General features: G+C 41.4%; 17 protein-coding genes. 11 read left to right on the top strand and 6 right to left on the bottom strand.

The features are described from left to right. Positions 1–10 precede the first annotated feature (10 nt). The 7 genes from I2F62_RS02665 (at position 11) to rplS (ending at position 6,864) form a co-directional block, all read left to right on the top strand. Positions 11–3,610, top strand: coding sequence for a PilC/PilY family type IV pilus protein (locus tag I2F62_RS02665; protein ID WP_324625478.1), 3,600 nt, complete (start codon positions 11–13; stop codon positions 3,608–3,610). A gap of 8 nt (positions 3,611–3,618) precedes the next feature. Continuing rightward, positions 3,619–4,083, top strand: a complete 465-nt coding sequence (locus I2F62_RS02670) for a prepilin-type N-terminal cleavage/methylation domain-containing protein (protein WP_324625479.1) — start codon at positions 3,619–3,621, stop codon at positions 4,081–4,083. After that, positions 4,083–4,526 (top strand): type IV pilin protein, encoded by a 444-nt coding sequence (locus tag I2F62_RS02675; RefSeq protein WP_324625480.1) that lies wholly within the window; start codon positions 4,083–4,085, stop codon positions 4,524–4,526. The genes I2F62_RS02670 and I2F62_RS02675 overlap by 1 nt, the downstream gene beginning before the upstream one ends. A gap of 136 nt (positions 4,527–4,662) precedes the next feature. Further along, positions 4,663–4,920, top strand: coding sequence for a 30S ribosomal protein S16 (rpsP, locus tag I2F62_RS02680; RefSeq protein ID WP_324625481.1), 258 nt, complete (start codon positions 4,663–4,665; stop codon positions 4,918–4,920). Positions 4,921–4,933: 13 nt separating this feature from the next. Beyond that, positions 4,934–5,482, top strand: coding sequence for a ribosome maturation factor RimM (gene rimM, locus I2F62_RS02685; RefSeq protein ID WP_324625482.1), 549 nt, complete (start codon positions 4,934–4,936; stop codon positions 5,480–5,482). Positions 5,483–5,525: 43 nt separating this feature from the next. Next, positions 5,526–6,263 (top strand): tRNA (guanosine(37)-N1)-methyltransferase TrmD, encoded by a 738-nt coding sequence (gene trmD / locus I2F62_RS02690; protein WP_324625483.1) that lies wholly within the window; start codon positions 5,526–5,528, stop codon positions 6,261–6,263. Between the two features lie 229 nt (positions 6,264–6,492). Next, positions 6,493–6,864: a 50S ribosomal protein L19 gene (gene rplS / locus I2F62_RS02695; protein WP_324625484.1), complete on the top strand. Its 372-nt coding sequence runs from the start codon at positions 6,493–6,495 to the stop codon at positions 6,862–6,864. A gap of 70 nt (positions 6,865–6,934) precedes the next feature. On the opposite strand, the gene I2F62_RS02700 is transcribed toward rplS, so the two are convergent. Together I2F62_RS02700 and I2F62_RS02705 are read right to left on the bottom strand one after the other, a co-directional pair. Next, positions 6,935–7,897: a triacylglycerol lipase gene (locus I2F62_RS02700; protein ID WP_324625485.1), complete on the bottom strand. Its 963-nt coding sequence runs from the start codon at positions 7,895–7,897 to the stop codon at positions 6,935–6,937. Positions 7,898–7,958: 61 nt separating this feature from the next. Further along, on the bottom strand, positions 7,959–8,999 hold the full coding sequence (locus I2F62_RS02705) for a lipase secretion chaperone (RefSeq protein ID WP_324625486.1): 1,041 nt from the start codon (positions 8,997–8,999) through the stop codon (positions 7,959–7,961). Between the two features lie 259 nt (positions 9,000–9,258). Between I2F62_RS02705 and truB the strand changes: the two genes are divergently transcribed. Together truB and I2F62_RS02715 are read left to right on the top strand one after the other, a co-directional pair. Beyond that, a complete protein-coding gene (gene truB / locus I2F62_RS02710) occupies positions 9,259–10,170 on the top strand; it encodes a tRNA pseudouridine(55) synthase TruB (RefSeq protein ID WP_324625487.1) in 912 nt (303 codons plus the stop codon). A 7-nt stretch (positions 10,171–10,177) separates the two neighbouring features. Further along, complete coding sequence (locus tag I2F62_RS02715) at positions 10,178–10,948, top strand: sulfite exporter TauE/SafE family protein (protein WP_420713703.1); 771 nt, start codon at positions 10,178–10,180, stop codon at positions 10,946–10,948. A gap of 36 nt (positions 10,949–10,984) precedes the next feature. On the opposite strand, the gene I2F62_RS02720 is transcribed toward I2F62_RS02715, so the two are convergent. Both I2F62_RS02720 and serA read right to left on the bottom strand, forming a co-directional pair. Beyond that, complete coding sequence (locus I2F62_RS02720) at positions 10,985–11,884, bottom strand: EamA family transporter (protein ID WP_324625488.1); 900 nt, start codon at positions 11,882–11,884, stop codon at positions 10,985–10,987. 95 nt (positions 11,885–11,979) lie between these two features. Beyond that, positions 11,980–13,212, bottom strand: a complete 1,233-nt coding sequence (gene serA / locus I2F62_RS02725) for a phosphoglycerate dehydrogenase (protein ID WP_324625489.1) — start codon at positions 13,210–13,212, stop codon at positions 11,980–11,982. 324 nt (positions 13,213–13,536) lie between these two features. On the opposite strand from serA, the gene I2F62_RS02730 reads away from it, so the two are divergent. Then, positions 13,537–14,946 carry an FAD-binding oxidoreductase gene (locus I2F62_RS02730; RefSeq protein ID WP_324625575.1) on the top strand — a complete coding sequence of 470 codons (1,410 nt, stop codon included), beginning with the start codon at positions 13,537–13,539 and terminating at the stop codon, positions 14,944–14,946. Between the two features lie 302 nt (positions 14,947–15,248). Next, on the top strand, positions 15,249–16,475 hold the full coding sequence (locus tag I2F62_RS02735; protein WP_324625490.1) for an MFS transporter: 1,227 nt from the start codon (positions 15,249–15,251) through the stop codon (positions 16,473–16,475). Between the two features lie 48 nt (positions 16,476–16,523). Here I2F62_RS02735 and I2F62_RS02740 read toward each other — a convergent pair whose 3' ends face one another. Beyond that, positions 16,524–17,069: a hypothetical protein gene (locus tag I2F62_RS02740; RefSeq protein ID WP_324625491.1), complete on the bottom strand. Its 546-nt coding sequence runs from the start codon at positions 17,067–17,069 to the stop codon at positions 16,524–16,526. Positions 17,070–17,080: 11 nt separating this feature from the next. Beyond that, positions 17,081–19,231, bottom strand: a complete 2,151-nt coding sequence (gene yccS / locus I2F62_RS02745; RefSeq protein ID WP_324625492.1) for a YccS family putative transporter — start codon at positions 19,229–19,231, stop codon at positions 17,081–17,083. Positions 19,232–19,294: the final 63 nt, after the last annotated feature.

The raw sequence follows: 19,294 nt of genomic DNA on the forward strand, positions 1-19,294 counted from the left end.
GGGATTTGTGATGAAAAAAGAGTTTCAAGGAAAAATACTTTCTTTTACGGTGTCGGCTTTGATGGTGGCAACGCTTTGCCAAACTACGGTTAAAGCAAGTGACATCTCTATTTATAGTAATGCCACAGGTGGAAAAACTACAATTACCTTAATGCTAGATACTTCAGGAAGTATGGCGGGTAGAGCTTGTGATGTTGCAGATAGCTACAATGAAAATCTTGTAAATTTTTATTCTGAAAATTCAGCTACTACACCCAAATATACTCGGTATTATTGTCAAAGAAAAAGAGGTGATCAAACCAAAGCGTACAATCGTATCACACGCTTGAAAGATGCAATCTTTACCTTAATGGATAATCAGCAGTTAGACTCAAGAACTGTTTCGATTGGTTTAGGTCAGTTTTCAACACAAAGTAAAAGCGATGGAACATCAATTGCTGCCGATGGCTCTAGTGGGAAAATATTAGTTCCGGCGCGTCCTTTAGATGATGCTCAGCGTTTAGCGATTAAAAATGCAATTGCTCGATTAGATGGAGCAAATGGTACACCCACAGCCAATGCCTATGCTGAAGTAGCAGCATATATGTTGGGGACAAATACAACTGCCAATATTCAAGGCATGCGAGAAGCTTATGTGAGTACAGGTCGTTATTCGTGGGGAAGTCCTGAATTTGGCAAATGTACCCAATGGTCTGGTTTGTATTGTACCTATTGGCAGGCAAATAGTGGTTTGTTATATGGTACTCAAGGTGCACCTACACAACCTTGTGCGTTTTATTCAAAGGGTACGACTTGTCTGCTTGAACCAGCATCAGGCAGTGCTGCAGAGATTGGCTATAGTGGTTTTTTAAACTCTGTTCGCGACTCTAAAAAACTAAATAATCAAAATGAGTATCAGAGTCCATTAGAGACAACCAATGCCCAATGTAATGGACAAGGTATATACTTTTTAACAGATGGTCGCCCAAATAGTGCTCCTTATCCTGTTCCTTTAATGCAAGCTGCTTTGGGGAATAAAGGTTCACTATTTAGTGTGCCAAGTCAGGGGGGGTTACCTAACGGCGCTGAAGCAGGAAACAGCATCACTGCAATTGGCGAGTTTGCAAAAGCTTTAAATGATTCCAAACGTAACCCATTAGGAATTCCTATTAAAACCGCTGTAGTTGGTTTTGGTTCAGAATTTAATATTGACCGCAGTGCGGTAATTAAACGTTTGCCTTATATTAATAATAGTGGTGTTACAACGGGAGAAATGCGAGATTACTACGACTGTTCAAAAATTCCAGCTGCACAAGTAGATGCGAAAAATGCGTGTAATTGGGGGGCAAAATCTCATCCTAATTTGCCTGGAGTCGGTGGATATGGCGAAGGTGGTTTTTACTCGGCACAATCTACAGATGATGTAATCACAAGTATCGTTAAATTTGTAGATGATGTGAAGCCCACATTTGACCCAATCTCGACTGGTACCCCAACACTTCCTCAAGATGCATTAAATCCAATACGTGCTTTACCTTATGGCTATTACGCATCATTTACCCCAACACCTCAAGATAGTACTCAGCTTTGGTTGGGGAATTTAAATAAATACAAATTGATTGAGGGGCAGTTGTATGGTGCAGATGGGGTGAGTAAATTATTTTCAGAAGGGACGTTAAATACAGGTGCAGCAGGTCTTTGGTTGGGTGGTGTTAAAGGGCAGTTGAATTTGGGCATGAACAGCGCATCCCTACTCAATCGTACCCTGTATACCAATCGCAGCATTGGCACTAATCCTGCTGAGGTTGCGACGCTAAATGCGGTGACTTTAGATGGTGGAGCTTTAAAAGATGATCCTCAGCGAAATTATTGGTTGAGTTTACTCGGATATGATATTGCTGAAGATAATAAAGATACATTAGATCTGTTTGCGACCAAAACGGCTACCTTGCGTCAGTTAGGTGCGGATATGCATTCAACCCCAATTTTATTAACCCAAGGCGGAAAAATCGAGTCTGACTTAAGCACGAAGAACCGTGAAGATTATTTGCTTTTTGGTACAACCCAAGGTCTATTGCACGTTATAGATAAAGATGGCAAAGAGGTTTTTGCTTTTGTACCAAACGAAATGATGGAAAATAGTCAACAACGTAAAGCCTTTATGAACCCAGCGATGAGTACAGGTGGGCGTAATCAGTTGTTCTACGGGATAGATGCACCTTGGGTTGCATATACCAAATATGTTGCAAATCAAGATGGATCGTTGACTGTTGGAACATCTGACCGCAGCCAAGATATTCATGGCACACAATATGTGTATGGCGGTTTACGCATGGGTGGGCAAAGCTATTATGCTTTAGATTTAGCTGATATTAAGAAACCAGCTCTGAAATTTCATATTAATCCAAAAGAGACTGCTTCAAATATTGTGAATTCGACTAAATCAAATAATGTTGATGCACTTAATTATATGGGGCAAAGTTGGTCTAAGCCTACGATTGCTCGCGTGAAGTTTGGCGGTGTATCTAAGTTAGTCATGATTGTTGGTGGTGGTTATGATGTAGGATATGAAGCCGATAATTATAATCAAACCAATAAAAAAGGTGCGGGCATTTATATGTTTGATGCCGAAAATGGCGACCTCTTATGGTGGACAAGTGCAAATGCTACAGCTGCCATGGGGGCCCAAGCTTTTACCCAAAGCAATGATTTGAAATATAGTGTGGCCAGTCAAATTAACACGCTTGATCGAGATGGCGATGGTTTGGTCGATAGTTTATATTTTGGTGATTTGGGCGGGCAAATATTTCGTATTGACTTGAATAATGCTTTATCAAAAAGTGACCATGCAATTGATGCACGTGTTGTCTTATTAAATAGTCAACATGTTGATAACGGCAGCAGTCCTCGTTTTTATGAAATACCAAGTATATCTGTGCAACGCGATGAAGAAAGCCATTTATTTGTTGCTGTGGCCTTAACTTCTGGTAACCGTAGTAATCCACTGGCTGGTGTGGTAGGTATGAATAACAGTCAATTCAGTGCAAGTGCTGAAGATGGTGTATTTGTTATTTATGATAAAGATGTGGGTCGTACTGACTTCTATACTAGAAATACCGACCCGGCTAAAGGATTGCAAACCCAAAACGTGAAGTTGGCTTCACTCAATAAAAATAATATAAATGGTGTTTCTGTTACTGGAAATAACGGTTGGATATATCTGTTTGGTTCGGGTGCTGGTGTTTATAAGGGTATGAATGGCCTTTATGCAGTAGATAGTATTTTATATGCCAATGTCTACTATCGTGATGGAAAAGGGATTGGCGGGTCTTGTGGTGCGGGCGTTAAAGGAGACTCCTACTTATATCGTTTCTGTTTACCTACGGGAAAATGTGACCGTTTTCAATCGTCATTAAATGCAGTAAATGGTAGTGCTGATCGTATTAAACTGGGCGCAGGTTTGCTCGGTTCTACTTTAGGTGCTGCAAATCAGCAAGGGAATGAGATCAAAAGTAGTGTGACATCTACAACAGATTGTACTGATATTAAAAATAAAAATAATATCGAATGCCAAACTTTCTCTAGTGATGGGTCGATTAAAACTCTGCGCTGGTACGAGATGAATAAATAGGAGATCGCATGAGAAATATATCTTCTATTAAGGGGTTTACTTTAATTGAGCTTATGGTCGTGGTAGTGATTGTAGCGATTCTCGCTGCAATTGCTATTCCAAGCTATCAAGAATATGCGCGACGTTCGCGTACAGCGCAAGCTGAACAAGAAATGCAACGCTTAGCGGTGTTGCTTGAGCGTTCTAAGTCGCGTAATTTTAGCTATAAGAGCTTTTCTACAGTTCAAACGACTGTTGCTGATAAAACGCAATATCCTTATACAATTTCGGTTGTGGATGGAAGTTCAACAACTACAGCAATAGCTCTTGCCAGTGGAACAGGGCAAAGTTGGGCGATTAATGCAACCACAACTGATCCTAGAAATTACAGTCTGTTAATGACCAGCTCTGGGATTCGATGTAAAAATAAGACATCTACAAAAGTTACTTATGCTAGTTGTGGTACCACCGCAGAGGGTTCAGAGAATTGGTAATGCAAAAACAAAATCGAGCGGGTTTCACCCTCATAGAACTCATGATCGTTGTGGCAATTATTGCTATTTTAGCGGCAATTGCCTATCCGTCTTATACCAGTTACAAAGTGCGAACCAATCGCGCCGATGTGCAAAGTGAACTTATGCAGATTGCAGGCAGTTTGCAAAGTTATAAGCTTGTAAACAACAGCTATAAAGATGCAACAATCTCTGGCGGCGGTATAACAGAAAACTATCCAACTACAGGAACAGCCTATTATACCATTAGCTTAGAAGTAGATAAGTCTGATAATCAAGGCTATACACTCACTGCAACACCTGCCGTAACAACCGTACAAAATGGTAATGGCGTGGTCTGTTTAAACCAAGATGGGCAAAAATTTTGGACCAAAGGCGCAACAGCGTGTGTGTTATCGAATAGTTCGACTTGGGATGGCAACTAAGTTTACAGATTAGTCAAAAAAGCATCTTTCCTTCAGCGCAGTTTTCACGTAAAATATTGCCCTCTATGAAAGGGGTTTGAAGCGTTATCGGTGGTCGATAACAGGGATAATCCGTAAGAATTATAAGGTTTTTATCATGGTTGTTATTCGTTTAGCGCGCGGTGGTGCAAAAAAACGTCCATTCTATCAAATCGTTGTGACTGATAGCCGCAATGCACGTGATGGTCGTTTCATCGAACGTATTGGCTTCTTTAACCCAACTGCTCAAGGTCAAGCTGAAAAACTTCGTTTAGACGCAGATCGTTTTGCTCACTGGGTTTCTCAAGGTGCTCAACCTTCTGAACGTGTTGCTTCTTTAGCTGCTCAAGCTAAAAAAGCTGCTTCTGCTGCATAAGTAGAGAACGCCCATGACTCCAACACAGAATGTTCCTGAAGATCGGATTCAGATTGGACAGCTACGTTCCGCTTATGGACTCAATGGGTGGCTCTGGGTGTATTCCAATACAGAACCCATGAGCAATGTGTTTGACTATCTGCCTTGGTATATCCAAACCAAGGCTGGATGGCAAACCGCCAGCGTCAAACGTTGGAAACCACATGGCAAAGGTTTGGTTGCTGCATTAAAAGGTGTGGCAGATCGCACCGCAGCCGATGAATTGGTTGGTGCCACGATTTGGATTTCTAAGAGTCAGCTTCCTCAACCAGAAATGGATGAGTATTACTGGTCAGATTTAAAAGGCTTAACCGTGTTAGGGCTAAATGATGACGAGCAAGAAGTGAACCTTGGAAAGATTCATGAAATGTTCGAAACGGGTGCCAATGATGTGATGGTCGTGCATGCCACACCAGACAGTATTGATGCTGAAGAACGCATGATTCCATGGCATAAAGATGTGGTGCAACGTGTTGATCTTGAAGCGAATCGTATTTACGTCAATTGGGGCGTAGATTACTAATCTTTTCGATTAGGCAAACGCAGTAGGAAAAAAGGAGTCTGCGATGTTTTTTGCAGTCATTACACTTTTTCCCGAAATGTTTGATGCGATAACCGCGCACGGGATTAGCGGGCGTGCAGCAAAACGTGAATTGGTACACGTGCATTGTATTAATCCGCGCGATTTTGCTGAGGGCAACTACAAACGGGTGGATGAACGGCCCTGTGGTGGTGGTCCGGGTATGGTGATGATGGCTGAGCCGTTGGCAAAAGCAATTAATTATGCCAAACAACTTGCGCTGCAAGCAGGCTGCCAAAACAGCCCTGTGATTTATATGTCACCGCAAGGAAAAACGCTGAATGAGTCTGCTGTGCAACAATTTGTCGACTATGACGGTTTGATTGTACTGTGTGGGCGTTATGAAGGTGTCGATGAGCGTTTAATCGAAAAATATGTCGATCAAGAATGGTCAATTGGTGATTACGTGTTGTCGGGTGGGGAATTGCCTGCAATGGTGCTGCTAGACAGCATAATTCGGCGTTTACCTGAAGCGATGTCAGATGAACAATCGCATATTCAAGATTCTTTTGTAGATGGTCTGCTCGATTGTCCACAATATACCAAGCCTGATCATTTTGAAGGTTTAGATGTGCCTGAGGTACTTAAATCGGGGCATCATGCCAATATTGAAAAATGGCGTTTTTTGCAGCGTTATCAACGAACTTTAGAACGTCGACCTGAGTTGGTCGAAAAAGTCGAATTGAGCAAGCAGCAAAAAAAATGGCTAAAAGAGCAAAAATAAATCTGCATTGCGTATGTAGATAGAGCAGTAAAACCAGAAGCTTTGCTTCTACCAGTTTTTAAAATCTTAAATCGATCATTCATCAATTTAAGATTATTCAGGCCTCTTATTACTTTTTTATTTAGATAAAAAAGTTTAGGGGGAAAGCAAACGGGTCGATATGCGATTGAGCCTCTATCCCCAGCGGTTATTCAGACCTCTCTGAACCCGCAATTATGGAGTATCCCACATGAGTGGTAAGCATCCTTTAGTTCAAGCAATTGAAAATTCACAATTAAAATCTGATATCCCAGCTTTTGCTCCGGGTGACACTGTTGTCGTTCAAGTTAAAGTTAAAGAGGGTGATCGTGAGCGTCTTCAAGCATTTGAAGGTGTTGTAATTGCGAAGAAAAACCGTGGTTTGAACTCTGCGTTCACAGTACGTAAAATTTCTAGCGGTGTTGGTGTTGAGCGTGTATTCCAAACTCACTCTCCAATCGTTGCTAAAATTGAAGTTAAACGTCGTGGTGATGTTCGCCGTGCGAAACTTTATTACCTACGTGAATTGTCTGGTAAAGCTGCACGTATCCGTGAAAAATTACCAGCACGTAAACAAGGTTAATTTTAGCCTTGCTTGCGAGCAAAAAAATGCGCCAATTTTGGCGCATTTTTTATGGGTGATGATTTGGGCTTTATAAACCTTGTAGTTTTAATCGGTTGGCATGTTGACGGTAAAGTGCCACCGGATCGGGTGAGAAAATACTGCGCATACCAAGGATTTGGTTAATTTCATCTAAATGGCTGTAATTATAATTATCTCGAATGACTTTACCAAAATGTGTACTGCAACGATCGACCAATCCATCATTATCCCGATTTAAATAAACCAATGGGCCAATACTGGCAATGGCACTGTCGGTCACATCCAGCGGATTGGTAATTTGCCCTGTACCGGTCCAAGAGTAGTAATAAATCCCATTGTTATAGCCGGCCCCATTTTGAGCGCACGATGCTGCGAGTGCAGCGCTTGGATATTTGCGGTTAAACTCAGCCGAGCCCGCTTGGCTAATTGACTGTAAAGAGCGTGTGGTGCTGATGGGTAAATTGGAATTACCTTCTGCCCACTGAATGGTCGGGCTTAAAATATGGTTGCCCACCAAATTCATCACCGAATGCAGTGGATTACTCGATAAAACCGTGTCGGCAACTTTAGAGCCACGGAATGTGCCACCCACACCTGTCAGCGAGGCGACATATTCAGGTTTAACAATTTCGATATAACGAATGGTCGGGCCGCCGTGGCTATGCCCAATTAAGTTGACTTTATCTTGCCCAGTAATAGCTCTGACTTCTTCAATTTGTTGCAACAGTTGTTCACCACGCACTTCAGTCGACTCAAGCGGAGAAAGTTGTGTTGCAAATACATTGGCTCCATTACGTGCTAAATCGGGAAGTACTTGGTAGAAATAATCCATGCCAAAGCTACTGGTACCTAGGCGAGTAAAGCCGAACATGCCATGCACAAAAACAATGGGATAACGCGTGGTGGCATAATGGTTATTTGCGGTGACACTCGGATATTGCAAGTTTGCTGAGCTTGACATACTGATGCCAAAACATAAACCAAGACTAACAAGTAACGCAATTTTTTTCATGGGTCTTTCCTTTTAGATCATGCGCATAGATCCAATCTATGCGAGAAGTGAGTTTAAAAACTTAATTCAGTAGCGAACTGTTGCCCTGATCGTGTGTTGTTTCAAAGGCTTTTAAGCGAATCCGCTCTTGTTGGGTGCTAAATTGCTGTTGTTGCAATTGTTGAATTTGTTGTTGCTTACTTGAATCGCTATCGTTGCTTTTTAGAATGTTGTCCCGCTCAGTTAAGTATTGGCTGACACGGCTATTCCACGCTTGTCGGTTCTGATCGAGGGTTTCAAGACGTTGTGCTGCTTCGCGACCAACCAAATCAATACGCATGTCCTGAATTTGTTCAGGCGTGGCATGTTGAGCTTTGAGTTCTGCGGTGAGTTGATGTAAATCTTGTACTACGGTTTGTTGTTTAATTTGCTCGCGCCAACTTTTTGGTAAATCTTCCAGTAAGCTTTTGAGGCGTGTGGCTTTTTCTGCACTGGTGAGCGCTGTGTTTTGCAAAACCTGCATGCGCTTTAGGGTATAGTCATCGTATAGATCTTCATTGCCAAATAAGCCTGCAACTTCAGCACTTGAAAAGAATTTTTGCCGCAAGGTTTGGGTTGCTGTTAATACATTTTGATAATAGCTACTGTCGTTCGGATTCACGCTTGGCACAGACAATTGCCCCAATGCTTCACGATATTTTAAATAGCGCGACCATAAATCAATGATTTCGCCTGAGGCAGGAGCTTGAAACGACATTTGTGCATAGTGTTTTAAATCTTGGTCAATTTGGGCAAAATTTTTCTCGCCATATTGGGTAATAAAATATTCGTAACAATCTCGGGTTTGCTCATTCACCACCAGTTTATGCCTAAAATTGAGTTTGATTTGACAGTCTATTTGCGTATCGGTTTGACTATTGCTTCTGCTGGATGTTGAAAGATTGGCTGCCATCGCCTGATTTTGAGCCGATGATTCCGATGCCGTAGGATTTAAGGCAACTCCATTGCTATTCGACACGCTTGCAGTGGTTTTTTTCGCTAAAAACCAAAACAATACTGCGATCAATACGATGACGATAAGAAATATCACCAACCACGTTCGGCTGGTCTGTTGTTTTGGCATTGAATGTCCTTTTCATTTTCTTCATTTTTTTGATTATATTGTTGTTTTAAGTGATGAGCGATTTTTAAACTGAACTAATTAGTGCAAATGCACTATTTTTAATCTAAGTTAATGAATAATTAAATAAAATAAGTCAACATGGCATTTGTTACTTGGACAAATACGTGCATTTTGTCTCAAACTTAACAAAATGTTTATAAGTTGTCATTTTGTTTGGGTGTTGTTAGAATGCAGCGTCTTTTAGATCAAAGCTGGAAATATGTCTGCCGCTAAGCAAAAAATTGTTCGCCGTCCCATTAGTGGTGTTTTCTTATTAAATAAACCGCTAGAGATTAGTTCCAATGCTGCATTGCAAAAAGTGCGTTGGCTATTTCGAGCTGAAAAAGCAGGGCATACTGGGGCACTCGACCCACTGGCAACGGGTTTATTACCCATTTGTTTGGGCGAAGCGACCAAGTTTTCACATTATTTATTAGATTCAGTCAAGCGCTACCAAACCACCGTGCGCTTGGGCGTAACTACGGCAACAGGCGATGTCGAAGGCGATATTTTAGAACAAAAACAAGTGCCTGTTTTGACTGCTGAAAAAATTGAGCAAGTTTTGGCGCAATTTCGTGGCGATATTCAGCAAATTCCACCGATGTATTCGGCACTTAAACGTCAAGGCAAACCGCTGTATGAATTGGCACGCCAAGGCATTGAAGTGGAACGTGAAGCCCGGCCGATCAGCATTTATCATTTAGAATTACTCGATTTTAGCACCGACAGTATTACCTTAGATGTGACCTGTTCTAAAGGTACTTATATTCGCGTGCTTGGTGAAGATATTGGGCAGGCTTTAGGCTGTGGCGGACATTTAACGCGCTTACACCGCATTGGCACAGGCGCGTTTGATTTAATTCCTGAATATACCATCGACTATTTAGAAAGCTTAACTGAAGCTGAGCGCGAAGCTTTGCTATTGCCGGCCTATGCACCGGTCGATCATTTTCCGAAAGTCCAAATTCCTGAAGGTCGCGGTGCTTATTTCTGCAATGGCATGGAAAGCAATATTGAGCATGCTGCGGCAGCGCAAGTGCTGGTTTTTGATGCCGAAACTTGTTTGGGTTTGGCTGAAATTACCGATAAAAAACGTTTGGTTCCGAAACGGATTCTACATTTAAACAAGTGATATCAATATGGATATAAGTGTTCTGACTGCCCTTAGTTTAATTGGGTTTGCTTTTACAGCGGGAGCGATTGATGCTGCGGTGGGCGGTGGTGGATTAATTCAAATTCCCGGAATTATGAGTACCTTCCCAACGATGTCGACGGCAACCGTAATTGGAACCAATAAAATGTCGTCTATTTGTGGCACGGCATCGGCAGCATATACCTTTGCGCGAAAAGTGAAGCTACAGTGGAAGTTATTGGCGGTAATTGCCATTTGTGCATTAATCAGCTCATTTGCAGGCGCGGCATCTTTGTCGATGATTCCGCAATCGGTGCTGCGACCGTTTGTTTTTGTCATGCTGATTGTGATTGCCATTTATACGTTAATTAAAAAAGATTTTGGGCAAGTGCATTATGAACTGCGCATCACGCCTAAAGTGTTAATTTTAGCGGCAATTGGCAGTTTAGCGATTGGCTTTTATGATGGTATTTTTGGCCCGGGCACAGGCAGTTTCTTCATATTCTTTTTTATTCGCTTTTTAGGGGTCGACTTTTTACATGCGTCCGCGCTGTCTAAAATTGGCAACTTTATGACCAATTTTGCCGCGTTAAGTTTTTTAATTCCAACCGGACATGTGTGGTTGGGGGTTGGCTTAATGATGGCGGTTGCCAATGTGATTGGTTCAGTGGTTGGCGTACGCACCGCATTAAAATACGGCAGTGGTTTTATCCGTAAAATTTTCTTGGTGTTGGTAAGTATTTTAATTTGCCGAATTGGTTATCAAATGTTTTTTTAATGGGCGGATTCAGCTTAAAAAAAGCATCCTGAATATTCAGGATGCTTTTTTTTCGGCGTTAAGTTGTCTTTCAATTCGCTGTTTGGCTTGGTGCGTGGTGTAAGTACAACCTAAAGATGCCAAAATAATCATTAACAGTGCCAGCCATTGTGTCCAGAGTAAATGTTCCGATAAAAATAAAATGCCAGAGAGCGCCGCCATGACGGGTTCTAAACTCATCAGTGTACCAAAAGATAACGGGGTTAAATGTTTGAGTGCCACCATTTCAAAAGAAAAGGGCAAGGCACTGGCCAGTAAAGCCAAGCCAATAAAATAAAACACATACGGCACAGATAAAACCTGTGCAGGCATGCCCGTACCCAGCGCGATTGGCATTAAAATACATGAGCCAACAAACATGCCTAAACAAACGGTATGTTGCCCTGAAATACCTGAACTTTTTTGTCCTGATAAAATATAAATGGCCCAACATGCACCGGCAAGTAGGGCTAAGGCGACCCCAAAAAGATCTAGAGAGGCGTTCACATCGTGAAAAGGAAACATCAACACCAAGCCAAAAATGGCTAAAAGCACCCAAATAAAATCGAAACGAGTTTTGGCATGAAATAATGCCACGCTTAATGGCCCGACAAATTCAAAGGATACCGCAATGCCTAATGGCAAACGTTGTAGGGATAAATAAAAAATTGCATTCATGCCTGCCAGTGCAGCACCATAACTGCAAATGGTTTTCCAGCGGATAGCACGAAAATCGACTGTCCAAATCTTAAAAAAAATTGCCAATAAGCTAAACCCTAAAAAAAGTCTGAGCGCGGCCACACTCAGCACAGGAAATACCGCAAAGAGGCTTTTGGCTAAAGAGGCGCTGCTTTGCACACAGATCATGGCAAGCAACAGCAAACATAAGGACTGTATAGTGGTGTTTTTGTTCAGCATTTAGGTCTATCTAAGATTTATTTTCATGCAGCATGCCTGAAAAATAAAAAAGCCACAACCGTATGGCTGTGGCTTTTCTGATGCGCTTTGAAGGATTAGAACAATACGCGTACGCGAATAGTACCTTCAACGTGATTCAACATATCGAGCGCTTCTTGAGAAGCTGATGCGTCGACATCCATAACTAAATAGCCGACATCACCTTTGGTCATTAAACTTTGACCAGAGATGTTAATGCCTTGTTCTGCAAACAGGTTGTTAATTTTAGATAACACGCCTGGAATGTTTTTATGAATATGCAATAAACGGTGTTTGCCTTCTGCAAGTGGCAAGGCAATTTCAGGGAAGTTCACCGCAGAAAGTGTCATACCCTTGTCGGAATAAGCCACAAATTTCTCTGCAACTTCTAAACCAATATTGGCTTGCGCTTCCATGGTTGAACCACCCACGTGAGGGGTTAAAATCACGTTGTCTAAACCACGCAGCGGTGATACAAATTCTTCACCATTGGCTTTTGGTTCTTTCGGGAATACATCAACCGCCGCACCAGCAATATGACCCGATTTAATCGCATCGGCTAAATCTTCAATGACTACACACGTACCGCGTGCAGCATTTAAGAAGATAGACCCTTGTTTCATTTGTGCAAATTGTTCTTTCTTAAAGAAATTACGGGTAGATGGAACGTCTGGAACGTGTAAAGTCACCACGTCTGCGGTTGCAAGCAATTCGTTTAATGAACCGACTTGACGCGCATTCCCCATCGGTAATTTTGTGACTGCATCGTAATAAATGACGTGCATGCCTAAGCTTTCTGCAAGTACAGAAAGTTGTGAACCAATTGAGCCGTAACCCACGATACCTAAAATTTTGCCACGCGTTTCAAACGAACCTGCTGCCGATTTGTTCCAGCCACCACGGTGACAGCTTGCAGATTTTTCTGGAACGCCACGAAGTAGAAGAATAGTTTCAGCAAGCACTAATTCTGCAACCGAACGCGTATTAGAATATGGTGCGTTGAATACAGGAATACCACGTTGCATGGCTGCTTTTAAATCTACTTGGTTGGTTCCAATACAAAAACAACCCACGGCAATCAGTTTTTCTGCGGCTGCAAAAATTTCTTCGGTGAGTTGGGTACGAGAACGAATACCAATAAAGTGAGCATCTTTAATTGCGTCTTTTAGGGCATCGCCTTCAAGAGCAGTTTTGTGATAGTCAATATTGGTATAACCCGCAGCGTTTAGCGTATCAATCGCGTTTTGATGTACGCCTTCTAACAATAAGAAACGAATTTTATCTTTAGGTAGTGAAAGATGTTGGCTCATTACGGCTCCGCTACAAAGGCCAAATTTGGTCACAGGATAATAGCATAAGTCATGCTGCATGTTTATCCATTATCAATAATAGATATGGTAGGTATTGCTGAATAAAATTCAGTTTATACAGGCAGCAGCGTGACAACTATTCAAACAGGCATAAAAAGTCGTAACCATCCCGATGCGAATTTTGAAAGGCTGCTTTATCCAAAGGGTGCTTCTATGTAAAATAGTGCAAGCAATAGGCAGCTCGGCTGTGTGCTTTAGCCAGTTTAAAGGGTGCACTATTGCGATGTTTAACCCCCTATTTATTTCTTATTAGGCCTGTGAATGATGAATGCTCCAGTTGCTTTAACACCGGATTTACTCACCCAACTTACTGCTATTGTGGGTGAAAACCGCATTAAAACAGATGTGGATAGTTTACAGAACTGGGGACGTGATCATACTAAACACTTCGACCCAAATCCGTCGGTTGTGGTTTTTCCATCGAGCACAGAACAAGTCCAAGCCATTGTAAAACTTGCCAACCAATTTAATATTGCCATTACCCCATCGGGTGGGCGTACTGGTCTTTCGGCAGGGGCGGTGGCCGCCAATGGCGAAATTGTGGTCAGTATGGATAAAATGAACCAAATTTTGGAGTTTTTCCCAGCCGATCGTATGGTGCGTGTACAGGCAGGGGTGGTGACAGAGCAACTGCAAAATTATGCCGAAGAACAAGGCATGTATTATCCAGTCGATTTTGCTTCGGCGGGCTCTAGCCAAATGGGCGGTAATATTGGCACCAATGCCGGCGGTATTAAAGTGATTAAATACGGCATGACACGGAATTGGGTGTTGGGCTTAACCGTAGTAACCGGCCAAGGCGACGTGCTGCGTTTAAACAAAGGCATGGTTAAAAATGCTACGGGTTATGCCATGCAGCATTTATTTATTGGTGGCGAAGGCACTTTAGGTTTGGTGACGGAAGCGGAAATTAAATTAGAACGCCAACCGCAAGATTTACAAGTAATGGTTTTGGGCGTCCCTGATTTTGCTGCCATTATGCCAATTTTACATGCCTTCCAGAGCAAAATTGATTTAACTGCTTTTGAGTTTTTTGGCGAATTGGCCATGCAAAAAGTGTTAGATCATGGTCATGTACAACGCCCATTTGAAACCGCGTGCCCATTTTATGTCTTGCTTGAATTTGAAGCGCCGTACGAGCCAATTATGGACAAGGCGATGGAAATTTTTGAACATTGCATGGAGCAAGGCTGGGTCTATGATGGCGTGTTAAGCCAAAGCTTAGAGCAAGTACAAAATTTATGGCGCTTACGTGAGGATATTTCTGAATCGATTGCGCCATTTACGCCGTATAAAAATGACATTTCGGTTTTGATTAGCCATGTTCCTGCGTTTATTGCCGAAATTGATGAAATTGTGACGCAAAATTATCCGGACTTTGAAATTTGCTGGTTTGGACATATTGGTGATGGCAACTTGCACTTAAATATTTTAAAACCTGAAAACTTAAGTAAAGATGAATTCTTTGCCAAATGTCAGGTCGTCAATAAATATGTGTTTGAAACAGTCAAAAAATACGATGGTTCAATTTCAGCAGAACATGGCGTCGGCATGACCAAAAAGCCATATTTAGACTATTCTCGTTCAGCAGAAGAAATTGAATATATGAAAGCCTTGAAAAAGGTATTTGACCCGAATGGAATTATGAATCCGGGGAAATTATTCGATTTGTAAAATCAGCGTGAATGAATTTAAAAGCGTATCGGAAGATGCGCTTTTTTTGTCTTAATGGTTGCGCAAGTGCAATCTATCTACATATAAGATGCTATCTGCCTAATTGAGCTGCCGAGCAGCTTAAGTACGTTTTCTCGACCATGTGTTAAAAAAATGTTATGCTACACTCATCTGATCGATACATTTTTATCGGTTCAATCCTTTACGATTTTTAAATCGCCCATCTTATTGATTTAATTTAATCTTTTTTGTTATCGGCTGTTCTATGCAGCGCGGTAGCTATTGCTATTGAAGAATACTCCATGCAACCAGTTCAACAAACATTAAGTCGCTCGACTTTAATGTTTCCTCTTGCTTTAGTTTTATTTGAATTTGCCGTTTATATGGGCAATGACCTAATTCAGCCCGCTATGCTGGCAATTACCCGTGATTTTGGGGTGGGCGCGAATTTGGCACCTTCTGCAATGTCGTTTTATTTATTTGGCGGCGCATGTGTGGCATGGCTACTTGGGCCATTGTCTGACCGAATTGGTCGTCGCCGTGTCTTGCTCACAGGCGCATTGTTCTTTGCGCTATGTTGTATTTTGATTTTATTCACCCAAAACATGCAACAGTTTTTAACCATGCGCCTTGTACAAGGCATTGGATTGACCGTTATTTCTGCTGTGGGATATGCCGCTATTCAGGAAAGCTTTGCCGAACGCGATGCCATTAAAGTGATGGCGTTAATGTCGAACATTTCTTTACTTGCACCGTTGCTTGGGCCTGTTGTTGGCGCATTTTTAATTGACTATGTGTCGTGGCATTGGGGCTTTATTGGTATTGCAGTGCTGACGTTAATTGCTTGGTTTGGCTTAAACCAAAGCATGCCCAAGCAACAACAAAGTGTGACTCAAAAAACATTTAATACCTTGTTCCAAGATTTTAAACAGGTTTTTTCAAATAAAAAATTCTTAGCTTTAGGTTTGGCATTGCCGTTAGGAAATATGCCACTGATGCTTTGGATTGCGCTTTCACCGGTTATGCTTGTGGATGAACTCAAGCTCAGTAGCTTTGCCTATGGCTTGTCACAATTTCCAGTTTTTATAGGCCTAATTGCAGGAAATATCGTCCTGATTAAAATTATGGATCGCTTTGAATTGGGACGTACAGTTTTGGTGGGCGTTCCAATGATGTGTTTTGGCGCATTATTTTTACTGGCGGCGGTTTTTGTTCCTGAACATGCTTTAGCTTTAATTTTAATTGGCATGAGCATTATTAGCTTTGGTGAAGGTTTGTGCTTCTCTGTGCTGTATCGTTTTGCATTAATGTCATCGGACGTATCTAAAGGGACTGTTGCGGCCTCACTTTCCATGCTTATTATGTTCGGCTTCTTTGTGTTTATTGAAGTTGGACGTTGGTTATATATGCAGTGGCATTTAATGGCATTTGCATGCAGTTGCTTGGCATTTTTGGCGATTTGGTTGTTGTATCCACGCGTTTTTTTAATGCAGGTGATGAAAGAGCGCCGTGAAGCAGGAACTTTTTAACACATTTAAAGAACAACCCCCGAGCCATGTGACTCGGGGTTGTTTTCTCTAATTGGTTGAGTTTAGCAAGCGTTCCATTTCTTCACGGTCAGGTTCATAGCTACAACCGAGCAAAACAAAATTACTTTTGCCTTGCATTTCCGATAAATTCAGATTGATGTGATAGCTGACATCGCCATCTACACCGCGTTCGGTACGTACCTTTTTAACCCCACGGAAAAAAGGCAATTTGCCATATTCGGTGTATTCAGGAATCTTAAATTGCTGGGCCAATTGTTGAACGTCGGCATCACGATACAGCGCTAAAATGGCATTCCCCGAAAGCGCAATTTCATGGGTTGCATGGCCAAATAAGTTAATCGGTTTGGCATTTTTATACACATAAAGCAAAGGCTGATCGGGCAGATTAATGCGTTTCCAACCTAATGTTTTAAATTCTTTTTCATAATCGGCACCTAAGGCGGCATATTGCTGATGACTTGCGCTGCATTCAATCATCTGTTTGAGTTCGTTTTGGCTTAGCGCATGGGCTTGACTGAAAAAAAAGCCCGTGCAGCCACATGCTGCGATAAGACGGAATAAAAAATGGTTCATAGATGAATCCTTTATCTGATTTCCTGTTGTAGCAATTGTTGGCTTAAATTGAGCAGCTCGGGTAAGGTTTCAAGCAATAAACTGATTTGTTTTAAAATTAATAAAACTTCGTCAGACAAATTAGGCTGCACACTTAACTGCTGAATTTCTAAAAGTTTGTTTTGAATTTCAACTTCAGGTAAAGCCTGATGTTGTAGCAATATTGCATTGAGCATGGTTTGGCACCACTGCATAAATGCTAAAATTTGTGGGTCTTTGACATAATTACGATGCACCCCTAAGGCCGAAATATAACTGAGTTGGCTATGGCTATAGACCAAATAACGAAAGGCGTTATGAATTAAGTTAGGATTCGGATGTGGCTCGGTACTTAAACTCGAAATCATATTCGCCAGTTCAGTTTGCTTGTTGTGGGCATTGCGCCGTGCTAGGCGATAAGCCATGCTGTTGTTTTTACCTTGCTGATATTGTTGCACCACTTCATTTAAATAATTCATCGTGGCTTGGGTGTTATTTTCAATATTTTTCGAGATATTACGAAAATTCCAGTCGGGCCAAATAAAGCTGACTGCTAACCATGCAATGCCACAGCCCAAAAGTGTATCAATAATACGTGGTAAAATAATGGCATAGCCTGCACCTTTCATATTAAAGATCAGTAACACCATTAAAGTTGCCATTAAAGTGGCAATCGAATATTTTTTGACCCTTAAATAATAAAAATACACCCCACAAATGACGGTCAGCATGAGCTGTCCTTCCACACTAGGGACAAAATACAAAATAGGAATGCCGAGCAATACACCCAATAATGTGCCTAAGGTGCGCATTTTTAAACGGCTTTTGGTCGCAAAATAACTACTTTGGCAGACGAATAAACCCGTGAGTAAAATCCAATAACCATTTTGCGAAAAGGGCAGTAACGAAACTGCATAACCGACAATAAAAATGATGGCAATACGAATGGCATGCCGAAACAATGCCGATTGTGGGCTTAAATGCGTTTTAAATTTTAAGACAAAATCGTGCCAATCTTGAACATCATCATCGAGTAAATTAAAGTTGTCATTGGTTTTGCTAATTAGCGCAGGGGCTTGTTTTTGCAAGTTATTTAAACTGGCCAATTGCTCGTGAAAATTATATAAATTTTTTAAAATCAGATGTAAATTGCGCACTTCTAAATTACTTGGATGCTGTGCAATCCAATCTTGCATTGAACTTTCAAGTTGTTCTAGCGCAAAACGATCTTCGGTGCGCGGTTCATAGGCTTTGCGTTGTAAAATACATTCCGATAAATCCTGACAAGCACGGGCAAGAAATTTCACATTTTTTTGAATTCGAAAAATCAGGTCACTGCGGCTGAAATTATGTTGCACTTGTTCGTAGTGCAAATAAGTCGATAAAGCTTTTTCATGAATATCTTGAGCAAGAAAATACAAATGCAACCAATAAATGGTGTGTTTATTGGCGCGCGAGGCCTTTAGCCGCGTGAGTAATGACGCTTTACTGGTATTTAAACATTGTACGACCGCTGCACTTTTTAACGACAATTCAAATAAAAGCTTTTCGGTATGAATGCTATTGTCGGGGTCAAATAATTTAGATTTTTCAGTGAGTAGCTGGGCAATATTGAAAAAAGTGCGTGATAAATTATCTTGCACGGCAAGCGTGGGTTTGAGTAAATAAAAGATAATCGAACTTAAACTATACCAGATTGCGCCAACCATAAAGCACAGTGGTTGGAAATACCACGGGGTGTATTCGCCTAAACCAAACATGGTGTAAATAGATAATAAAATGGTGCCAAAAGAAATGGTGGCGTAGCGTTGTCCTAAGGCACCCGACAACACCAACAATACGCTTGATGCTGCTAAATAAACAATAAACCAAAATTTGTAGGGCGCCAGTGCTTCTAAAATGGTACTGGTGACAAAGAAAAGCACCGAAACATAAGCAAAGTTTCTTAAGCGAATACTTAGTCGGTCATCAAAGTCGGTTAAGGATGCGGCAATTGCGCCAAGGGTAATTGGTACAATAAATTGATGCAGTCCGGCATAGAACAAACCCAGCGTTGTTCCAGACAACACAATAAACATTTGTAAGCAATAAATCACTAAAGCATTCGATTGATATGGTTTTAAAAATGCAAAGAGGTTGCTCACGATTTATTTTTATAAAAACAGAAAGGATAAAAGCAGCGTGACGGCTTTTTAAGGCACTGTCAA

The organism is Acinetobacter sp. MD2(2019), assembly GCF_035615615.1.
Lineage (GTDB): Bacteria > Pseudomonadota > Gammaproteobacteria > Pseudomonadales > Moraxellaceae > Acinetobacter.